17 protein-coding genes and 1 tRNA gene are annotated in these 16,669 nt (G+C 69.7%); 4 read left to right on the forward strand and 14 right to left on the reverse strand.

Annotation, left to right across the window (positions count from 1 at the left end; all coding sequences use genetic code 11):
• The 6 genes from JHD63_RS12220 to JHD63_RS12245 all read right to left on the reverse strand — a co-directional run.
• Window positions 1–552 (reverse strand): amidase family protein (locus JHD63_RS12220; RefSeq protein ID WP_255519271.1); only part of this gene is annotated, 552 nt, incomplete at its 3' end.
• Window positions 553–731: 179 nt separating this feature from the next.
• Window positions 732–2,219, reverse strand: coding sequence for an ABC transporter substrate-binding protein (locus JHD63_RS12225; protein WP_198971022.1), 1,488 nt, complete (start codon window positions 2,217–2,219; stop codon window positions 732–734).
• A 39-nt stretch (window positions 2,220–2,258) separates the two neighbouring features.
• Window positions 2,259–3,149, reverse strand: coding sequence for an ATP-binding cassette domain-containing protein (locus JHD63_RS12230; RefSeq protein WP_198971023.1), 891 nt, complete (start codon window positions 3,147–3,149; stop codon window positions 2,259–2,261).
• Entirely contained in the window at window positions 3,149–4,135 is a 987-nt protein-coding gene (locus JHD63_RS12235; RefSeq protein WP_198971024.1) for an ABC transporter ATP-binding protein, read from the reverse strand. The genes JHD63_RS12230 and JHD63_RS12235 overlap by 1 nt, the downstream gene beginning before the upstream one ends.
• Window positions 4,136–5,011: an ABC transporter permease gene (locus JHD63_RS12240; RefSeq protein ID WP_198971025.1), complete on the reverse strand. Its 876-nt coding sequence runs from the start codon at window positions 5,009–5,011 to the stop codon at window positions 4,136–4,138.
• Window positions 5,008–5,958 carry an ABC transporter permease gene (locus tag JHD63_RS12245; RefSeq protein ID WP_198971026.1) on the reverse strand — a complete coding sequence of 317 codons (951 nt, stop codon included), beginning with the start codon at window positions 5,956–5,958 and terminating at the stop codon, window positions 5,008–5,010. The genes JHD63_RS12240 and JHD63_RS12245 overlap by 4 nt, the downstream gene beginning before the upstream one ends.
• 174 nt (window positions 5,959–6,132) lie before the next feature.
• Here JHD63_RS12245 and JHD63_RS12250 point away from each other — a divergent pair, with 174 nt between their 5' ends.
• Window positions 6,133–6,396 (forward strand): YfhL family 4Fe-4S dicluster ferredoxin, encoded by a 264-nt coding sequence (locus JHD63_RS12250; RefSeq protein WP_198971027.1) that lies wholly within the window; start codon window positions 6,133–6,135, stop codon window positions 6,394–6,396.
• Here JHD63_RS12250 and pth read toward each other — a convergent pair whose 3' ends face one another.
• The 8 genes from pth to JHD63_RS12290 form a co-directional block, all read right to left on the reverse strand.
• A complete protein-coding gene (gene pth / locus JHD63_RS12255; RefSeq protein ID WP_198971028.1) occupies window positions 6,397–7,005 on the reverse strand; it encodes an aminoacyl-tRNA hydrolase in 609 nt (202 codons plus the stop codon).
• Between the two features lie 61 nt (window positions 7,006–7,066).
• A complete protein-coding gene (nikR, locus tag JHD63_RS12260; RefSeq protein ID WP_198971029.1) occupies window positions 7,067–7,462 on the reverse strand; it encodes a nickel-responsive transcriptional regulator NikR in 396 nt (131 codons plus the stop codon).
• A gap of 100 nt (window positions 7,463–7,562) precedes the next feature.
• Entirely contained in the window at window positions 7,563–8,204 is a 642-nt protein-coding gene (locus tag JHD63_RS12265) for a 50S ribosomal protein L25/general stress protein Ctc (protein ID WP_198971030.1), read from the reverse strand.
• A gap of 86 nt (window positions 8,205–8,290) precedes the next feature.
• A complete protein-coding gene (locus JHD63_RS12270) occupies window positions 8,291–9,265 on the reverse strand; it encodes a ribose-phosphate pyrophosphokinase (protein WP_198971031.1) in 975 nt (324 codons plus the stop codon).
• Between the two features lie 59 nt (window positions 9,266–9,324).
• Window positions 9,325–9,401 (reverse strand) — tRNA-Gln (locus JHD63_RS12275).
• A 26-nt stretch (window positions 9,402–9,427) separates the two neighbouring features.
• Window positions 9,428–10,291, reverse strand: coding sequence for a 4-(cytidine 5'-diphospho)-2-C-methyl-D-erythritol kinase (gene ispE, locus JHD63_RS12280; protein WP_198971032.1), 864 nt, complete (start codon window positions 10,289–10,291; stop codon window positions 9,428–9,430).
• Window positions 10,291–10,800 (reverse strand): lipoprotein insertase outer membrane protein LolB, encoded by a 510-nt coding sequence (locus JHD63_RS12285; protein ID WP_198971033.1) that lies wholly within the window; start codon window positions 10,798–10,800, stop codon window positions 10,291–10,293. Before JHD63_RS12285 ends, ispE begins: the two co-directional genes overlap by 1 nt.
• A complete protein-coding gene (locus JHD63_RS12290; RefSeq protein WP_198971034.1) occupies window positions 10,797–12,632 on the reverse strand; it encodes a tetratricopeptide repeat protein in 1,836 nt (611 codons plus the stop codon). Before JHD63_RS12290 ends, JHD63_RS12285 begins: the two co-directional genes overlap by 4 nt.
• Before the next feature lie 86 nt (window positions 12,633–12,718).
• On the opposite strand from JHD63_RS12290, the gene mutM reads away from it, so the two are divergent.
• From mutM to mutY, 3 genes are read left to right on the forward strand one after another with little or no spacing between them, the layout of a single operon-like run.
• Window positions 12,719–13,534, forward strand: coding sequence for a bifunctional DNA-formamidopyrimidine glycosylase/DNA-(apurinic or apyrimidinic site) lyase (gene mutM / locus JHD63_RS12295; RefSeq protein WP_198971035.1), 816 nt, complete (start codon window positions 12,719–12,721; stop codon window positions 13,532–13,534).
• 47 nt (window positions 13,535–13,581) lie between these two features.
• A complete protein-coding gene (locus tag JHD63_RS12300; protein ID WP_198971036.1) occupies window positions 13,582–15,552 on the forward strand; it encodes a dynamin family protein in 1,971 nt (656 codons plus the stop codon).
• Entirely contained in the window at window positions 15,549–16,643 is a 1,095-nt protein-coding gene (gene mutY, locus JHD63_RS12305; protein WP_198971037.1) for an A/G-specific adenine glycosylase, read from the forward strand. The genes JHD63_RS12300 and mutY overlap by 4 nt, the downstream gene beginning before the upstream one ends.
• Window positions 16,644–16,669: the final 26 nt, after the last annotated feature.

A 16,669-nucleotide genomic window follows, 5' to 3' on the forward strand; every position in this document is an offset into this window, starting at 1 on the left:
CCCCCCCCCCCCCCCCCCCCCCCCCCCCCCCCCCCCCCCCCCCCCCCCCTTTTTTAGATGTGTATAAGAGACAGGGCCCTTGTCCAGGTCCCACGGGTTGCGCGTGAGCGCATGGAAGGACGAAAGCCCCGAGGACAGCATGCCGAAGTCGGGCATGGTGGTCTTGCTGACGATGACCGCGCCGGCCTCGCGCAGGCGCGCCGCCGGCGGCGCATCGGCCGCGGCCGGCACCAGCGCCGTGGCGGCGGTGCCCAGCGGCAGCGGGTCGCCCTGCGTGGCGATGTTTTCCTTGATGGTGGCCGGCACGCCGTCCAGCGGCCCCAGCGCCGTGCCGCTGCGCCAGCGCGCCTCGGAGGCGCGCGCTTGCGCCAGCGCGGCCTCGGGGCGCAGCAGGTAGGTGGCCTGCAACTGCGGCTCCCAGCGCTCGATGCGCGCGAGCACCGCCTGCGTGACCTCGACCGGCGACAGTGCGCCGCTGCGGTAGGCCGCGCCCAGCGCGCTGGCCGGGAGTTGGTGCAGCTCCTGGCTGGGGGAGCCGGTACTAGCGTCCATTCAATTCTCCAGGGCGCCAGGCATCATCCGCAGCGCATAAAACGAAAGCACGCCCAAGGCCGCGGAGCAGGCCACGCGCGAACATCCGCGGAGCCGGCTTTGCCGGGCCGTTGGGTGCGCCCCCCGCAAGGGGGCTGGCGCAGCGACACGAGGTGCGCGAAGCCTGGGGGCGTGTCATTTCAAGCCCAGGACATGGCCGACAGATCGTTCACGAAGATCGGCATGTCCTTCCACAAGCCCCGGAGGTTCTTGCCCGCCACCGTGATCCACTGCGGCTGGTAGAGCCAGGCGCTGGCCGCGTCCTCGGCCAGCAGGCGCTGTGCGTCGCCGAGCAGCCGGGCGCGCTCGCGCATGTCGCCGGTGTTCTTGATCCTGTCGTACAGGGCGTCGAATTTCGCCGACTTGTAGCCCCAGTAGTAGTCCGGCTTGGCGTAGTTGCCGAGGTCGAAGGGCTCGACGTGCGAGATGATGCTGAGGTCATAGTTCTTGTTGCCATAGGTGCCGGAGAGCCACTGCGCCCATTCCACGTTCTGCAGCCGGGCGGTGACGCCGACCTTGGCCAGCTGGGCCGCGAGGATCTCGCCGCCCTGGCGCGCATAGGGCGTGGGCGGCAGGGTCACCACCAGTTCCAGCGGCGTCCTGACGCCGGCCTCGGCCAGCAGCTTCCGGGCCTTGTCCGGGTCGTAGGGGTTGAGGCCGGTGGTGTCGACGTAGCCGAGCGCGCCCGGCACGTAATGGCTGCCGATCGGCACGCCGTAGCCGTCGGCCGCGCCCTCGATCATGGCCTTGCGGTCGATGGCGGCATAGATCGCGCGGCGCACGCGCACGTCGTCCAGCGGCTTCTTCGCGTTGTTGATGGCGACCATGGTCTTGGCGCGCGAGCCGCCCACCAGCACCTGGTAGCGCGGGTTGTGCTGGAACTGCGCCGCGCCGCGCGGCGCGAAGCGGGCGAACAGGTCCACGTCGCCGGCCAGCAGCGCCGCAGCTTGGGCCGCCGGGTCGCTGATGAAGCGGAAGGTGGCCTTCCGGATCGGGATCGCGCCGGGGTTGCGAAAGCCGTCCCAGGCCTCGAGCGTGAGCGACGAACCCCGTGCGAAGGCGGCGAGCCGGTACGGGCCGGTGCCCACGGGTTTGGTGACGTTGCCCTCGGCGCTCCTGGGCTCGACGATGACCGCGGTGGCCTGGCCGAGCAGGAAGGGGAAGTCCGGGTCCACCTCCTGGTTCAGCAGCACCACCGTGTACTCGTCCACCACCTGCACCGACAGGTTCTGGAAGGTGCGCTTGTCCTTGTTGGTGCTCTTCTCGCCGGCGGCACGCTCAAAGCTGAACTTGACCGACTGCGCGTTGAAGGGCTCGCCGTTGTGGAAGCGCACGCCCCGGCGCAGGTGGAAGGTGTAGGTCTTGAGGTCGGGCGAGACCTCCCAGCGCTCGGCCAGCAGCGGCGCCACGCTGCCGTCGCTGTTGATTTTGGTGAGCGTCTCATAGAGGTTGTAGAGCGTCACCTCGCCGATGGACGAGGCGGCCGCGGCGGTCGGGTCCAGGCCGGGCGGCTCCAGCGTCATGCCCAGCACCAGCGTGCCCTTGCGGCCCTGGGCCAGGGCGCCCAGCGGCGTGCCCGCGAGCGCGCCCAGGGCGGTGGAGGTGAGGACGGTGCGGCGGTTCGGCATGGTCGGGGCTCCGGCTAGAACGGGAAGCAAAAAGGGACGTTACATCAACTCGGCGGGCCACGCCGGCTCGGCGCGCGGCACCGCGGCCAGCAGCGCCCGGGTGTAGGGGTGCTCGGCATGGGCGAACAGCCGCTGCGGCGTGCCGCGCTCGACCACCACGCCACGGTGCAGCACGCAGACCTCGTCGCACAGGTGCTGGACCACGGCCAGGTCGTGGCTGATCAGCAGGTAGCTGATGCCGAACTCGCGCTGCAGGTCCTGCATCAGGTTGAGCACCTGGGCCTGCACCGAGACGTCGAGCGCGCTCACCGGCTCGTCGGCGACGATCAGCCGGGGCCGGGTGATCAGCGCGCGCGCGATCGCGATGCGCTGGCGCTGCCCGCCCGAGAACTCGTGCGGCACCTTGTCCAGGTCGCCGGCGCGCAGGCCCACCGCCTCCAGCGCCGCGCACACGCGCTCGCGCCGCGCGGCGCGGTCCAGGCCCCGCTGCGCCTCCAGCGGCTCGGCCACGATGCGCTCGACGCTGCGGCGCGGGTCGAGCGAGCCGTACGGGTCCTGGAACACCATCTGGAAGTCGCGCCGCGCGCGGCGCAGTTCGGCGCGCGGCAGGGCGTGCAGATCGCGCCCGAGCAGCCGCACGCTGCCGGCGCTGGGCGCATCCAGCGCCATCACGATGCGCGCCAGCGTGGACTTGCCCGAGCCCGATTCGCCGACGATGCCCAGGCTCTTGCCGGCCTCGATGCGAAAGCTCACGCCATCGAGCGCGCGCACCTGCGGCGCCGGCCTGAACAGCGAGCCGCGCGGCAGCGTGTAGCGGCGCACCAGGTCCGTGACCTGAAGCAGCGGCGCTTTTTCGCCATTTTCTTGATGAAAAGTGCCTGTAGCCCAGGTATCAACTGGGCTTGTAGCTATTAATTTAATAGCATCCATCACGCCAGTCCCCGCTCCACGCCGATCTCGTCCAGCCGCAGGCAGCGCACCAGGTGCCCGTGCGGCAGCCTCGTGGCCGGCGGCACGGTGCTGCGGCAGGCGTCCGCCGTGTAGCGGCAGCGGCCCGCGAACGCGCAGCCGGGCGGCAGATCCACCAGCTCGGGCACGCTGCCGGCGATGGTCGCCAGGCGGGTGCCGCGCGGCGCGCCCAGCGCCGGCCGCGCGGCGAACAGCCCGCGCGTGTAGGGGTGGGCGCGCGCGGCGAACACGGCCGCGGTCGGCCCGCTCTCCACCACGCTGCCGCCGTACATCACCAGCGTGCGCGAGACGTTCTGCGCGATCACGCCCAGGTCGTGCGAGATCAGGATCAGCGCCATGCCGCGCTCGGCCACCAACTCCTGCAGCAGCGCGAGGATCTGCTTCTGCACGGTCACGTCCAGCGCGGTGGTCGGCTCGTCGGCGATCAGCAGGTCCGGCCCGCAGGCCAGCGCCATGGCAATGCCGATGCGCTGGCGCTGTCCGCCCGAGAACTGGTGCGGATAGGCGTCCAGCCGCGACGCCGCATCGGGAATGCCCACGCGCTCCAGCAGCGCCAGCGCCGCCTGCCGCGCCGCCGCGCGCGAGACGCCCCGGTGCAGGCGCAGCGGCTCGCCCACCTGGCGGGCGATGGTGTGCAGCGGGTTGAGCGCGGTCATCGGCTCCTGGAACACCATGCCGATGCGACTGCCGCGAATGCCGCACAGCGCGCGCTCGGGCAGGCCGAGCAGCTCCTGGCCGTCCAGGCGGATGCTGCCCGTGGCCCGCGCCGCGGGCGGCAGCAGCCCGATCAGCGACTGCGCGGTGAGCGACTTGCCGCAGCCCGATTCCCCGACGATGCCCAGCGTCTGCCCGCGCTCCAGCGCAAAGCCGATGCCGCGCACCGCATCGGCCGCGCCGCGCGGGGTCTGCAGGCGGATGCGCAGGTCGTCGACTTCGAGCAGCGCCATCTAGCGTGCCCTGGCCAGGCGCGGGTCGAGCAGGTCGCGCAGCCCGTCGCCCAGCAGGTTCAGGCCCAGCACCGCCAGCGCGATCGCCATGCCCGGCCACACCGCCAGCAGCGGCTGCTGGAACATCAGCGTCTGCGCCTCGCTCAGCATGCGGCCCCACGAAGGCTGGGGCGGCTGCGTGCCCAGGCCCAGGTAGGACAGCGCCGCCTCGGCCAGGATGGCGATGGCGAAGCGGATCGTGGTCTGCACGATCAGCACCGCCGAGATGTTGGGCAGCACGTGCTGCAGCGTGATCGAGAGCGCGCCCTTGCCGCAGGCGCGCGCGGCGGCCACGTACTCGCGCGACCACACCGCGTTGGCCGAGGCGCGCGCGATGCGCGCGAAGGTCGGGATGTTGTAGATGCCGATCGCCACCATGGCGTTGACGATGCCCGGCCCGAAGGCCGCCGTCAGCATGATGGCCGAGAGAATCGCCGGGAACGCGAGCGAGAAGTCCGACAGCCGCATGATCGCCTCCTCCACCCAGCCGCGCCGCGCCGAGGCCAGCAGCCCGAGCGCCGTGCCGACCACCAGCCCGATGCCCACGGCGATCACGCCCACCAGGATCGAGGCCCGCGCGCCCACCAGCAGCAGCGAGGCGACGTCGCGGCCGAACGCATCCGTGCCCAGCCAGTGCGCGGCCGAAGGCCCCTGCAGCTTGGCGGCCAGGTCCATGTCATTCGGCGGCCAGGGCGTCCACACCCAGGACAGCGCCGCGGCCAGCACCAGCAGCAGCGTCAGCGCGCCGCCCAGCACGAAGCTGCGGTGCCGCAGCGCGCGGCGCCAGAAGCCGGGGGCGGCGGGCGCGTGCCCGGCCAGGACCAGGGGCGCGCTCACAGGTCGCTCGCCTTGAGGCGCGGGTCGATCGCCGCGTAGAGCACGTCGACCACGAAGTTCACGACCACAACCATCGCCGCCAGCAGCATCACGCAGTTGCGCACCACCACCAGGTCGCGGTTGCTGATGGCCTGGAAGATCAGGCGGCCCAGCCCCGGCAGGTAGAACACGTTCTCCACCACGATGGTGCCGGCCAGCAGTTCCGAGAACTGCATCCCCATCACCGTGACCACCGGGATCAGCGCATTGCGCAGCACGTGGGTCCAGAGCACGGCGCGCTGCGTCACGCCCTTGGCGCGCGCGGTGCGCACGAAATCCTCGCGCATCACCTCCAGCACCGCCGAGCGCGTGATGCGCGCCAGGATCGCCGCCTGCACCACGGCCAGCGCCAGCGCCGGCAGCAGCAGCGCCTTCAGGCCCGGCAGCAGGCCCGCGTCCCAGCCGTCGAAGCCGCCGGCCGAGAACCATTGCAGCTTCACCGAGAACACCAGGATCAGCAGAATGGCGAACCAGAAATTGGGAATGGCGATGCCGACCTGGGCCAGGCCCATCAGGCCGACGTCGGCCAGGCGGTTGTGGCGCGCCGCGGCGCTCACGCCCACCGCCAGCGCCAGCACCGTGGTGAACAGCATGGCCAGCAGCGCCAGCGGCACGGTGAGCTGCAGCCGCTCCAGGATCAGCTCCAGCACCGGCGAGCCGTAGGCATAGCTCTCGCCCAGGTCGCCGGTGAGCAGCCCGCCGATCCAGTGCCAGTAGCGCGTCCAGGCGGGCTGGTCCAGCCCCAGCTTGTGCGCCAGCGCGGCCACCGCGTCCGGCGCCGCGTCCGGCCCGAGCAGGATCTGCGCGGCGTTGCCGGGAAGGATGTCCAGCACCAGGAACACCACGATCGACGCGCCGGCCAGCGTGGCGATCAGCGTGAGGAGGCGCTTGGCGAGGAAGACGCTCATGGAGTCGTGGGCAGCGGGCCGGCCGCATCCGGTATCGGCAGAGGAAAGTCCTTCTTTTGTGCGGTGCATTATGACCACATCCGCGCGATGGCCGGGGCTTTGCGGCGGCGCGGATAATCGGGGCATGCACCGCCGCCGCCACGTTCGCCATTCGCCCCGGGCCGGAGGTGCGGCATGGCGCTGATGATCACGGACGAGTGCATCAACTGCGACGTCTGCGAGCCCGAGTGCCCGAACGACGCGATCCACCCCGGTGAGAACATCTACGAGATCGACCCGCGGCGCTGCACCGAGTGCGTCGGCCATTTCGACGAGCCGCAGTGCGTGCAGATCTGCCCGGTGGCCTGCATCCCGGTCAACCCGGCGCACCGGGAAGACCGCGAAACCCTCTACCAGAAGTACCTGCGGCTGCAGGCGGTGCCCGACCGGGCCGTTTGATCAGACCTCGGCGGGGCGCGGCGGCTTCGGCCGGGGCGGCTTGTCGGTATGGACCAGCATGGTGGCCTTCTCCATGTCGCCCGCCAGCATCGCCGGCACCGCCTTGAGCGAACGGTCTATGCACTGCTCGATGGCAATGCGGTGGTCGGGCGAAGGCTTCTTCAGCACCCAGTGGATCACCTCGCTCTTCACGCCCGGGTGGCCTATGCCCAGGCGCAGGCGCCAGTAGTCGGCGCTGCCCAACTGCGCATGGATGTCGCGCAGCCCGTTGTGGCCCGCGTGGCTGCCGCCGAGCTTGAGCTTGACCTGGCCCGGCGCGATGTCCAGCTCGTCGTGCGCCACCAGGATTTCCGACGGGGCGATCTTGAAGAAACGCGCCAGCGCGGCCACCGACTTGCCCGAGGCGTTCATGAAGGTCAGCGGCTCCAGCAGCCAGACCGGCTGGCCGCCGACCGTGGCGCGCGCCATGAGGCCCCAGTAGCCCTTCTCGACGTTGAGCTGCAGCTTCCATTCGCGCGCGAGGGCGTCGATCCACCAGAAGCCGGCGTTGTGGCGGGTCGCCTCGTAGTCCGGGCCCGGGTTGCCCAGGCCGACGAAGAGTTTGATCATGGGGCGCGATTATCCCGTCGCGAAGTCCGCGCAAGGGCCGCTCCAGGAGCGGCGCGCGGCTTCAGGCCATCAGATGCAACTGCCCGTCCTTCACGCCCCTCTCGGCCAGGATGGCGTTGGCCAGGTCGCTGACCGCGTTGGCCGGTCCGCGCAGGATCAGCGTCTCCAGGCACAGGTCATGCTCCAGGTGCACATGCGTGGACGCCAGCGTCAGCACGTGGTGGTCGTGCTGCAGGTCCAGCAGCCGCAGCGTGGTGGTGCGGTCGTGGTGGTCGTACAGATAGCTCAACGACGCCACGCAGGGTGCATCCGGCCGCACGGCCAAGCGCTCCTGGCGCAGTTCCCGGCGCACCAGGTCGCGGAACGCTTCGGAGCGGTTGCCGTAGCGCCGCGACGCGATCAGCGCTTCGAAGTCCGCGGCCAGGTCGTCGTCTATGGAAATGCTCAAGCGCTGCATGCAGGCCTCTCAGGTGGTCCCCGGAGCGTAACCGGTGGGCCCGGCAATGAAAACGGCCCGCAGAAGCGGGCCGTGGGGCTGGGGCGTGTCTTGCGACGGTTTACTTCTTGCCCTTGCCCTTGGCGGGTGCAGGCGCGGGCGCTGCGGCTGCGGCGTCGGCGGCCGGTGCGGGCTCTTCCTCGACGCGCGGCGCGACGGCCGACACGACCACCGGGTTCACCTTGCCGTGGCTCACGAACTTCACGCCCTTGGGCAGCTTCAGGTCATTCACGTGCAGGGTGTCGCCGTTCTTCAGGCCGGAGAGGTCGACCTCGATGAACTCGGGCAGGTCGGACGGCAGGCAGCTCACTTCGAGCTCGGTCACCACGTGGGTGATGAGGTTGTGGTTGAGCTTGACGGCTTCGGACTCTTCTTCACCCTTGAAGTGCAGCGGCACCTTCATGTGCAGGCGGGTCTTGGCGTCGACGCGCTGGAAGTCGATGTGCAGCACCTGTTGCTTGAACGGGTGGTATTGCACGTCGCGCAGCAGAACCTTGCTGGTGGCGCCGGCGAGTTCCATTTCGAGGACGGAGGCGTGGAACGCTTCCTTCTTCAGGGCGTGCCACAGCGCGTTGTGGTCCAGCTCGATCAGCTGCGGCTGGCCTTCGCCACCGTAGACGATGCCGGGCGTCTTGCCCGAGATGCGGAGACGGCGGCTCGCACCCGTGCCCTGCTTGGCGCGCTCAAAAGCGACGAATTTCATACTAACTCCTGTAGAAGCCGACCGCGACCAGTGCGGCTCCGATTGCAAAAAGGACCTTCACCAGGAAGGCCCGCGATGGTCCCGGATCAGATCAGCTTGTCCTGCTCCGAGAAAAGACTCATCACCGACTCGCCGCGGGCAATGCGCTGGATCGTCTGGGCGATCAGCGGCGCCACCGACAGCTGGCGGATCTTGGCGCAGCCGCGCGCGTTGTCCCCGAGCGGGATGGTGTTGGTGACCACCACCTCGTCGAGCGCGGTGCCGCTGGCGATGCGCTCGAGCGCCGGGCCGGAGAACACCGGGTGCGTGCAGTAGGCGTAGACCTTCTTGGCGCCGCGCTCCTTGAGCACCTCGGCAGCCTTCACCAGCGTGCCGGCAGTGTCGATCATGTCGTCCATGATCACGCAGTTGCGGCCGTCGATCTCGCCGATCACGTGCATGACTTCGCTCACGTTGGCCTTGGGCCGGCGCTTGTCGATGATGGCGAGGTCGCAGTTGAGCTGCTTGGCCAGCGCGCGCGCGCGCACCACGCCGCCGACGTCGGGCGAGACCACGATCAGGTCTTCGTAGTTCTTCTGGCGCAGGTCGCCCAGCAGCACCGGCGAGGCGTAGATGTTGTCGACCGGGATGTCGAAGAAGCCCTGGATCTGGTCGGCATGCAGGTCCATGGTCAGGACGTGCGAGACGCCCACGGTCTGCAGCAGGTTGGCCACGACCTTGGCCGAGATCGGCACGCGCGAGGAGCGCGGGCGGCGGTCCTGGCGGGCGTAGCCGAAGTAGGGGATGACGGCGCTGATGCGCTCGGCCGACGAGCGCCTGAGCGCATCGACCATCACCAGCAGCTCCATCAGGTTGTCGTTGGTCGGGGCGCAGGTGGACTGCACCACGAACACGTCGCGCGCGCGGACGTTCTGGTTGATCTCCACGGTGATTTCGCCGTCGGAGAAGCGGCCTACCTGCGCGCTGCCGAGGGTGATGCCCAGGTGTGCCGCAATTTCGGTTGCCATGCCGGGATTGGCATTGCCGGTGAAGACGAGGAAGTCAGGGTGCTGAGCCTGCATGAGGGGTCCGGCGATCGTGGAAAAATTGCCTGGGCGTACCTTGACGGACGCATGAGTTTTGGCAGGGGAAGAAGGATTCGAACCTTCGCATGCCGGAATCAAAATCCGGTGCCTTAACCAGCTTGGCGACTCCCCTACACAGGTCGACAGCGCAAGCGCTGCCTACCCTTGATCTTGACTGGACGCCCACCCGGCCAGAGGATGGATGTCCAGATTGCCACACTGCCTGACCTGCCATGCGCCGGGCGCATCCCGCAGGTCGATATCGTGTGGCGCTGCTGCAAACACGGCACTTCCAGAGCCCGTCATTCTGGCATTCAACCCCTTGCCGGCAAGCCAATGAAGAGCCTGTGTGACGGCGGGGCAGCATGCCTCTGCTACGGGCTGCAGGACGTTTCGGCCAAAGCCGTAATGGTCTGCAGCGAAGCCTGCGATTCTAGCACTATCCAAATTGCGTTCCAAGGCTGGAGACGAAAAAATCGACTTTGTCTCGATGCCGGCGTCCGGCTTGGCCACGACGAAACGCTGGCGGGGCAGCGCCGCGGCGCCTTCCAGGGGGGTGATGCATTCGCCCACGCCCTCCACCCAGGCGTTGCGCCCGCGCAGGAAGAAGGGCACGTCGGCGCCGAGCGCCAGGCCGATGGCCTCCAGCCGCGCCAGCGGCAGGCGCAGGTCCCACAGCCGGTTGAGCGCCAGCAGGCAACTGGCCGCATCGGAGGAGCCGCCGCCCATGCCGGCCTGGGCCGGGATCCGTTTGGCCACGCCGATGTGGGCGCCGAGCCCGACGCCCGCGGCCTGCTGCAAGGCACGCGCCGCGCGCAGCACCAGGTCGTCGGCCGGCAGCGGCGTGCTCAGGTCTTCGCGGCTGAGCACGCCATCGGCGCGGCGCTCGAAGTGCAGGGTGTCGCTCCAGTCGATCAGCATGAAGACCGACTGCAGCAGGTGGTAGCCGTCGGCGCGCCGGCCGGTGATGTGCAGGAACAGGTTGAGCTTGGCCGGCGCCGGTATGTCGTAGAGGGCGTGCATCAGCGCTCGAAGACCACCCGCAGCGTGGCCGTGGGCAGGGGGTCGGTGCGGCGGGCGCTGATGCGCCCCTCGCCATGCTGCCGCAGGTCCGGTTGCCAGCCGGGGACCGGGGTGGGCGTGCCGGCGAGCCAGTCGAACAGTGCCGCGATCGGGATGGCGGTGCCGGTGACCTGCGCCGCCAGGGCGTCGAGCGAGCCGAAACTGCGCTGTTCATCGCCGTTGCGCAGCGTCGCGTTGCCGGGCGACCATTGCAGCAGGGCCAGGGTGCTTCCGAGCGGGGAGAACAGTGCGAGTTCGCCGGCCTCGGCGCGGCCGCGCAGCTCGAAGGTGGCCGAGAACGACTGGGTGTCCGAACCATCGACCTGCAGGGCCAGCCGGCCGCTCCAGAACTCGGATTTTGCATCAAAAGTGGGTCTGGCCCTGGAGATTCCTTGGCATCCTGCTATAAAAATAGGAGTAAATGCCGCCAGTGCCAGGCAGGCTTGCCGGCGGCTGGCCGGGCTCGTCATGGCTTGACCCGCAAGCGCTTGAGGGTCTGCAGCAGCGTGTCGTTCTGGGCGTTGAGCTGCAGGCCCTGCTTCCAGACGGCCTTGGCGCGGTCCTGCTGGCCCAGGCTCCAGAGCACTTCCCCGAGATGGGCGGCGATCTCCGGGTCGGGGCGGGACTTGAATGCGCGTTCCAAAATGCGCGCGGCTTCCTCGCGGTTGCCCGCGCGGAACTCGACCCAGCCCAGGCTGTCGGTGATGAAAGGATCTTCGGGCGCGAATTCGAGCGCCTTCTTGATCAGCTCGCGCGCCTCGGGCAGGCGCAGGCCGCGGTCCGCCAGGGAATAGCCGAGCGCGTTGTAGGCCTGGTAGTAGTCGGGCTTCTGCTCGATGATCTGGCGCAGCAGGCGCTCCATCTCGTCCGGACGGCCGAGCTTCTCGGCGCTCATGGCAAGGTCATAGCGCAGGTCGGCATCTTCAGGCGTCTTGGTCAGGCCTTGCGCGAGCAGCGTGTAGGCCTGCTGGTGCTGGTTGTTGTCGCGCAGAAGCTGCACTTCGGCCATCAGCTTCAGGCGCGCGTCGCTGGGCGCGCGCTCGGGAATCTGCTGGATCAGCCGGCGTGCCTCGGCCATGTGGCCCTGGCGTGCCAGCAGCGCGGCCTTGCGCGTCTGCACCGCGATCAGCGCCTGCGGGCTGTCGATGCGCTCCAGCCAGCCGTTGGCGGCCTGCAGGTCGCCGCGCTTCTCGGCGATCTGCGACATCAGCAGGTAGGCCTGGGCCTGGCCGCGCGCCTGGGCTTCGTCGGGCTTGCCGCCTTCGGGGATCTGGGCGCGCAGCAGGTCGAGATAGGTCTGGATCGACTGGTCGGCCTTGTCGTACTGGCCGTCCTCGACCTGCTGCGCGCCGATCAGCAGCCAGCCTTCCGGGAATTCGGGGTGCTCGACGGTCAGCGCCTGCAACTGCTGGGCCGCTTCGGCATTGCGCTGCGCATCGGACAGCGCGCGGGCGTAGCCGAGCCGCAGTTCGGCCAGCGGCTTGCCGCTGGTCAGATAGCGCTGCACGATGGGCTCGGCCTGCGGCTCCTTCGGGCCCATCAGTTCCAGCGCCAGGATGGCCGGGCCTTCGGCCTTCGGATCGAAGGCCTGGGCGCGCCGGGCTGCGTCGAGCGTGCCGGCATCGTCGCCGGCGGCCAGCCGCATGCGGCCGATCGTGACCCAGGCGGCGGCTCCGTCGGCCGGTACCGCGGGCTTCTGCAGGTCGCCCGCCAGGGCTTTCTCCACCAGGTCGAGCGCGGCGCGCTTGTCGGTGACGCGCGCGTACAGCGGCGGGATGGCGGCGTAGGTGGCGGCGCGCGAGCGCGGCTCGGTCAGTGCCAGTTCGCGGTCCAGCGGCTCGGCGGTTTCCGATACCCGGTTGAGCGCGACGAGGATCTGCAGCACGTAGCGGTTGGCATCGCGTGAGGTCGGGTCATCCTCCTTCCATGCCCGTGCGGCCAGCAGGGCGGCATCGCCCGACTTGGCGCGCAGCGCCACTTCGACGGCGCGCTTGTACAGCTCGGGGTCATGGGTCTTGCGCGCGGCGTCGAGCAGCAGCGCGAAGCCGGCGCCGGGATCGCCGGAGCCCACGTTCATCTCGCCCAGCAGCACCTCGTAGAACAGCTCGGCGTCGCGGCGCTCTGCGGTGGCGGCGCCGGCATTGTCCAGCGCTATGGGCGTTCGCTTGATCTGTTCCGCTGGTGCCGGACCTGACCCCGCTGGGCCGATGGTGGGGACCGCCTGGGCATGGACGGTGGGGGCTGCCGCGAAGAGTGCGGCCAGCGCTGCAGCAATAGCCGCTGCGAGGCGAAGGGGCTTCATCGGCCCATAATAATTCAAGGCCCACGGCGCGCGCCCGCGCCTTCGCATCGCACTTACCGGTCTTTACGTCCCTTCACCCGCCCCGCATGCCTGAACTGCCCGAAGTCGAAGTCACCCGCATGAGCTTTGCCGCGCGCATCGCGGGCGCGCGCGTGTTCTCTGCACGGGTCGGCAAGCCGCTGCGCTGGGCGCTGGACTGCGTGCCCGCCGATCTGCAGGGGCGGCAGGTGCTGCAGGTGCGCCGGCGCGGCAAGTACCTGCTGCTGGAGCTCGATGCGGGCCTGCTGCTGTTGCACCTGGGCATGTCGGGCAGCCTGTCCTTCGCCTCCGAGTTGCCGCCGCCCGGCGTGCACGACCACTTCGATCTGGCGACCGACCGGGGCACCTTGCGGCTGCATGATCCGCGCCGCTTCGGCGCGGTGGTGTTCGTGGCCGACGAGTCGGCTCCCACCGCGCAGAAGCTGCTGGGCCGGCTGGGCATGGAGCCCTTGGGCGAGGAGTTCGATCCCGAGCGCTTCATCGAGGGACTGCGGCGCCGCAGCGCGCCGGTCAAGCAGGTTCTGCTGGCGGGCGACCTGGTGGTGGGCGTGGGCAACATCTATGCTTCCGAAGCCCTGTTTGCCGCTGGCATCCGGCCGACGGTGCCGGCGTCGCGCATTTCGCGTCCCCGGGCCATGCGCCTCTGGACGGCGGTGCGCGACGTGCTGGCGCGCGCGGTTGCGACCGGCGGCAGCACGCTGCGCGACTTCTCCAGCGCCGAAGGCAAGACCGGCTACTTCCAGCTCGAGGCCATGGTCTACGGCCGTGCCGGCGAGCCCTGCCGGACCTGTGGCAGCGCCGTGCGCAGCTTGCGGCAGGGCCAGCGCTCTAGCTTTTTCTGCCCCGTCTGCCAGAAGCCCTGAAGGCGGGGCGGTACCATATTCGTTTGCCCCCCATCCCCCGCGCGCCCTTGGACCCAGATTTCATCGACCAGCTCGATCGGCATGGCGCCTGGCGCATGACCACGGCGCAGCGCCTGCGTGAACTGGCAGCCTGGCTGACGCGCCACGATCTCGCCGATGGGTCCGTGGCGTCACGGCTGGAGCAGACCGCCGAAGGACTGGGCCGCGACCGCCTGATGGTGGCTTTCGTGGCGGAATTCTCGCGAGGCAAGTCCGAGCTGATCAACGCCCTCTTCTTCGCCGGACACGGCCGCCGTATCGTGCCTGCCAGCGCCGGACGGACCACCATGTGCCCGACCGAACTGGCCTTCGACCCGGATCTGTTGCCAAGCGTGCGACTGCTGCCGATAGAGACGCGGCTGGAAGCCCGGCCGCTGGCCGAATGGCGTTCGGCACCGGAGGCCTGGACGCATTTGCCGCTCGATCTGGGCAATGCCGACCAGATGGCGCGTATGCTGGAAACCGTGGCCCAGGTTCGCCGCGTTTCGCAGGCCACGGCGCGCGCACTGGGTTTCTGGAGCGAAGAACTGGCCGAGGAGAACCCGGTTCCGGGTGCGGACGGTCTGGTCGAGGTCCCGATGTGGCGCCACGCCCTGGTCAACATCGACCACCCGTTGCTCCGGCGCGGGCTGGTGGTGCTGGACACGCCGGGCCTCAATGCCATCGGCGCCGAGCCCGAATTGACCGTCAACCTGCTGGCCGAGGCCCATGCCACGGTCTTCCTGCTGGCGGCCGATGCCGGCGTCACGCGCTCCGATCTTGCCCTCTGGCGCGATCACCTCGCGCCTGCCGAAGGATCGCCGGAGGCAGGGCATTCACACCTGGTGGTGCTCAACAAGGTCGACGTGCTGTGGGACCAGCTGAGCACGCCGCAGCAAATCCAGGAGCAGACCGAACGCCAGCGCGCCGGCTCGGCTGCGCTGCTGGGCCTGCCGCCGGGGCGGGTGATACCTGTTTCTGCCCAGAAGGGATTGCTGGCGCGCATCAAGGGCGACGACGCCCTGCTGCACGCCAGCGGCCTGCCGCTGCTGGAGGAGATGCTGGCCTGCGACATCGTGGAGCGCCGGCACGCCATCCTGCATGCGGCCGTGACGGCGGGTGTCGCCCGCATGCGCGTGGAGGCCGCGCGCCTGTTGACCATGCGCAGGCGCGAGGTCGATGACCAGATGCTCGAATTGCGCGGCCTGCGCGGCAAGAACGCCAATGTGATCGCGGGCATGCGTCTGCGCGTCGAGCAGGAGCAGCGCGAATTCGACGCGAGCGAAAAGCGCATCCAGGCCTTGCGCGCCGTGCATCAGCGCATGCGGCACGAGGCCGCGCTCTTGTTGCGCGGCAACGGCGACCTGCCGCGGGAGTTTGCGGTGCTGCTGCAGGCCCTGGAGCGCCCGGGGCTCAAGCTTGGCGCGCGGCGTGCCTATGACGAGGCGTTTGCCGGCGTGACCGCTCGCATCGCGCAGGCGCAGGACGCGGCGAGAGAGATCCAGGCAATGCTCGAAGCCAGCTTCCGCCAGCTCAACGCCGAGCATGCCTTTTCGCTGCAGGTGGCGCCTGCGCCCTCGCTGGGCCCGCAGGTTCGCGAGATCGAGAGTGTCGCGCAATCGCATGCGCACCATGCCGGGCTGGGCAACGCCTTTCGGCTGTCTCAGCCCCAGTTCGCCGGCCGGCTGGTGCGGGCGCTGGCCAGCCGGGTGCAGGTGGTGCTCGACGACGCGGCTGCAGAACTGGAGAACTGGAGCCGGGCCGTGGCCGCGCCGGTCGACGCGCAGTTGCGGGAACGACGCCAGGGCTTCGTACGGCGCCTCGAGGCCATAGACCGTATTCAGCAGGCAGCGTCGGGGCTGGGCGAACGCGTGGCCGAGCTGGAGGCGCAGACCGCCGAACTGACCGAGCTGGAGGCACAGGTGCAGGCGTGGGTGCAACTGCTTGCGACGCCGCCTGCGGTGCCTGCTTTGCCGCCGGCGGAGCCTGCCCTCGCATGACGCTGCCGGAGCAGGGGTTCGCCGCCCGCGTGGTGGCATGGCAGTCCACCCATGGTCGCAACAGCCTGCCGTGGCAGAACACGCGCGACCCCTACCGGGTATGGTTGTCCGAGATCATGCTGCAGCAGACGCAGGTCGCCACGGTGCTCGACTATTTCCCGCGCTTCCTGGCCCGTCTGCCGGACGTCAAGGCGCTGGCGCAGGCTTCGCCCGATGTCGTGCTGGGCTTGTGGAGCGGGTTGGGCTACTACAGCCGCGCGCGCAACCTGCATCGCTGCGCGCAGCAGGTGGTCGAGCGCTTTGGCGGAGAATTTCCGCGCAGCGCGGAACTGCTGGAGACCTTGCCTGGCATCGGGCGCTCCACCGCGGCGGCGATCGCGTCCTTCTGCTTCGGGGAGCGGGTGGCGATCCTGGACGCCAACGTCAAGCGCGTGCTGACGCGGGCGCTGGGGTTTTCCGCGGACCTGGCGCGCCCGGCGAACGAGCGGCTGCTGTGGAACGAAGCGACCCGCTTGCTGCCCGAGGGGTCTCCGCGAGCGCTGCAGGACAGCATGCCGCGCTACACCCAGGGCTTGATGGACCTGGGCGCCACCATCTGCATGCCGCGCAAGCCGCAGTGCCTGCTGTGTCCGGTGCAGCAGGGTTGCGTGGCCCGGGAACAGGGGCGGCCAGAGGACTATCCGGTGCGTACGCGCAAGCTGCGGCGCACGAGTGAGACCTGGTGGCTGCTGCTTGCGCAGCAGCCCGATGGCCGCATCTGGCTGGAGCGGCGCCCTGCCGAAGGCATCTGGGCGGGCCTGCATTGCCTGCCGGTCCACGCACGGCGGCAGGATCTGGAACGCAGCCTGCCCGCGGCCGTCTGCGAGCCCGCGCGCGAGCTGCCGGTGTTGCTGCACGTGCTCACGCACAAGGACTTGCATCTGCACCCGGTGCTGAGGGCGATGCCGCCGGGTGTGCAGCCGGCTGGCGACGGGCGTTGGACTTCGGCCCAGGAATGGGAAATGCTGGGCTTGCCCGCTCCGGTGCGCAAGCTGTTGCAGCCGTTTGCCAGGGCGTGTCATCCTTCATTTCACCCCCGCGAAAGCTCGTAGCGCGGTGCAGTGCGAGGCGCCCCGAG

Source organism: Xylophilus sp. ASV27 (assembly GCF_016428875.1).
Lineage (GTDB): Bacteria > Pseudomonadota > Gammaproteobacteria > Burkholderiales > Burkholderiaceae_C > Xylophilus.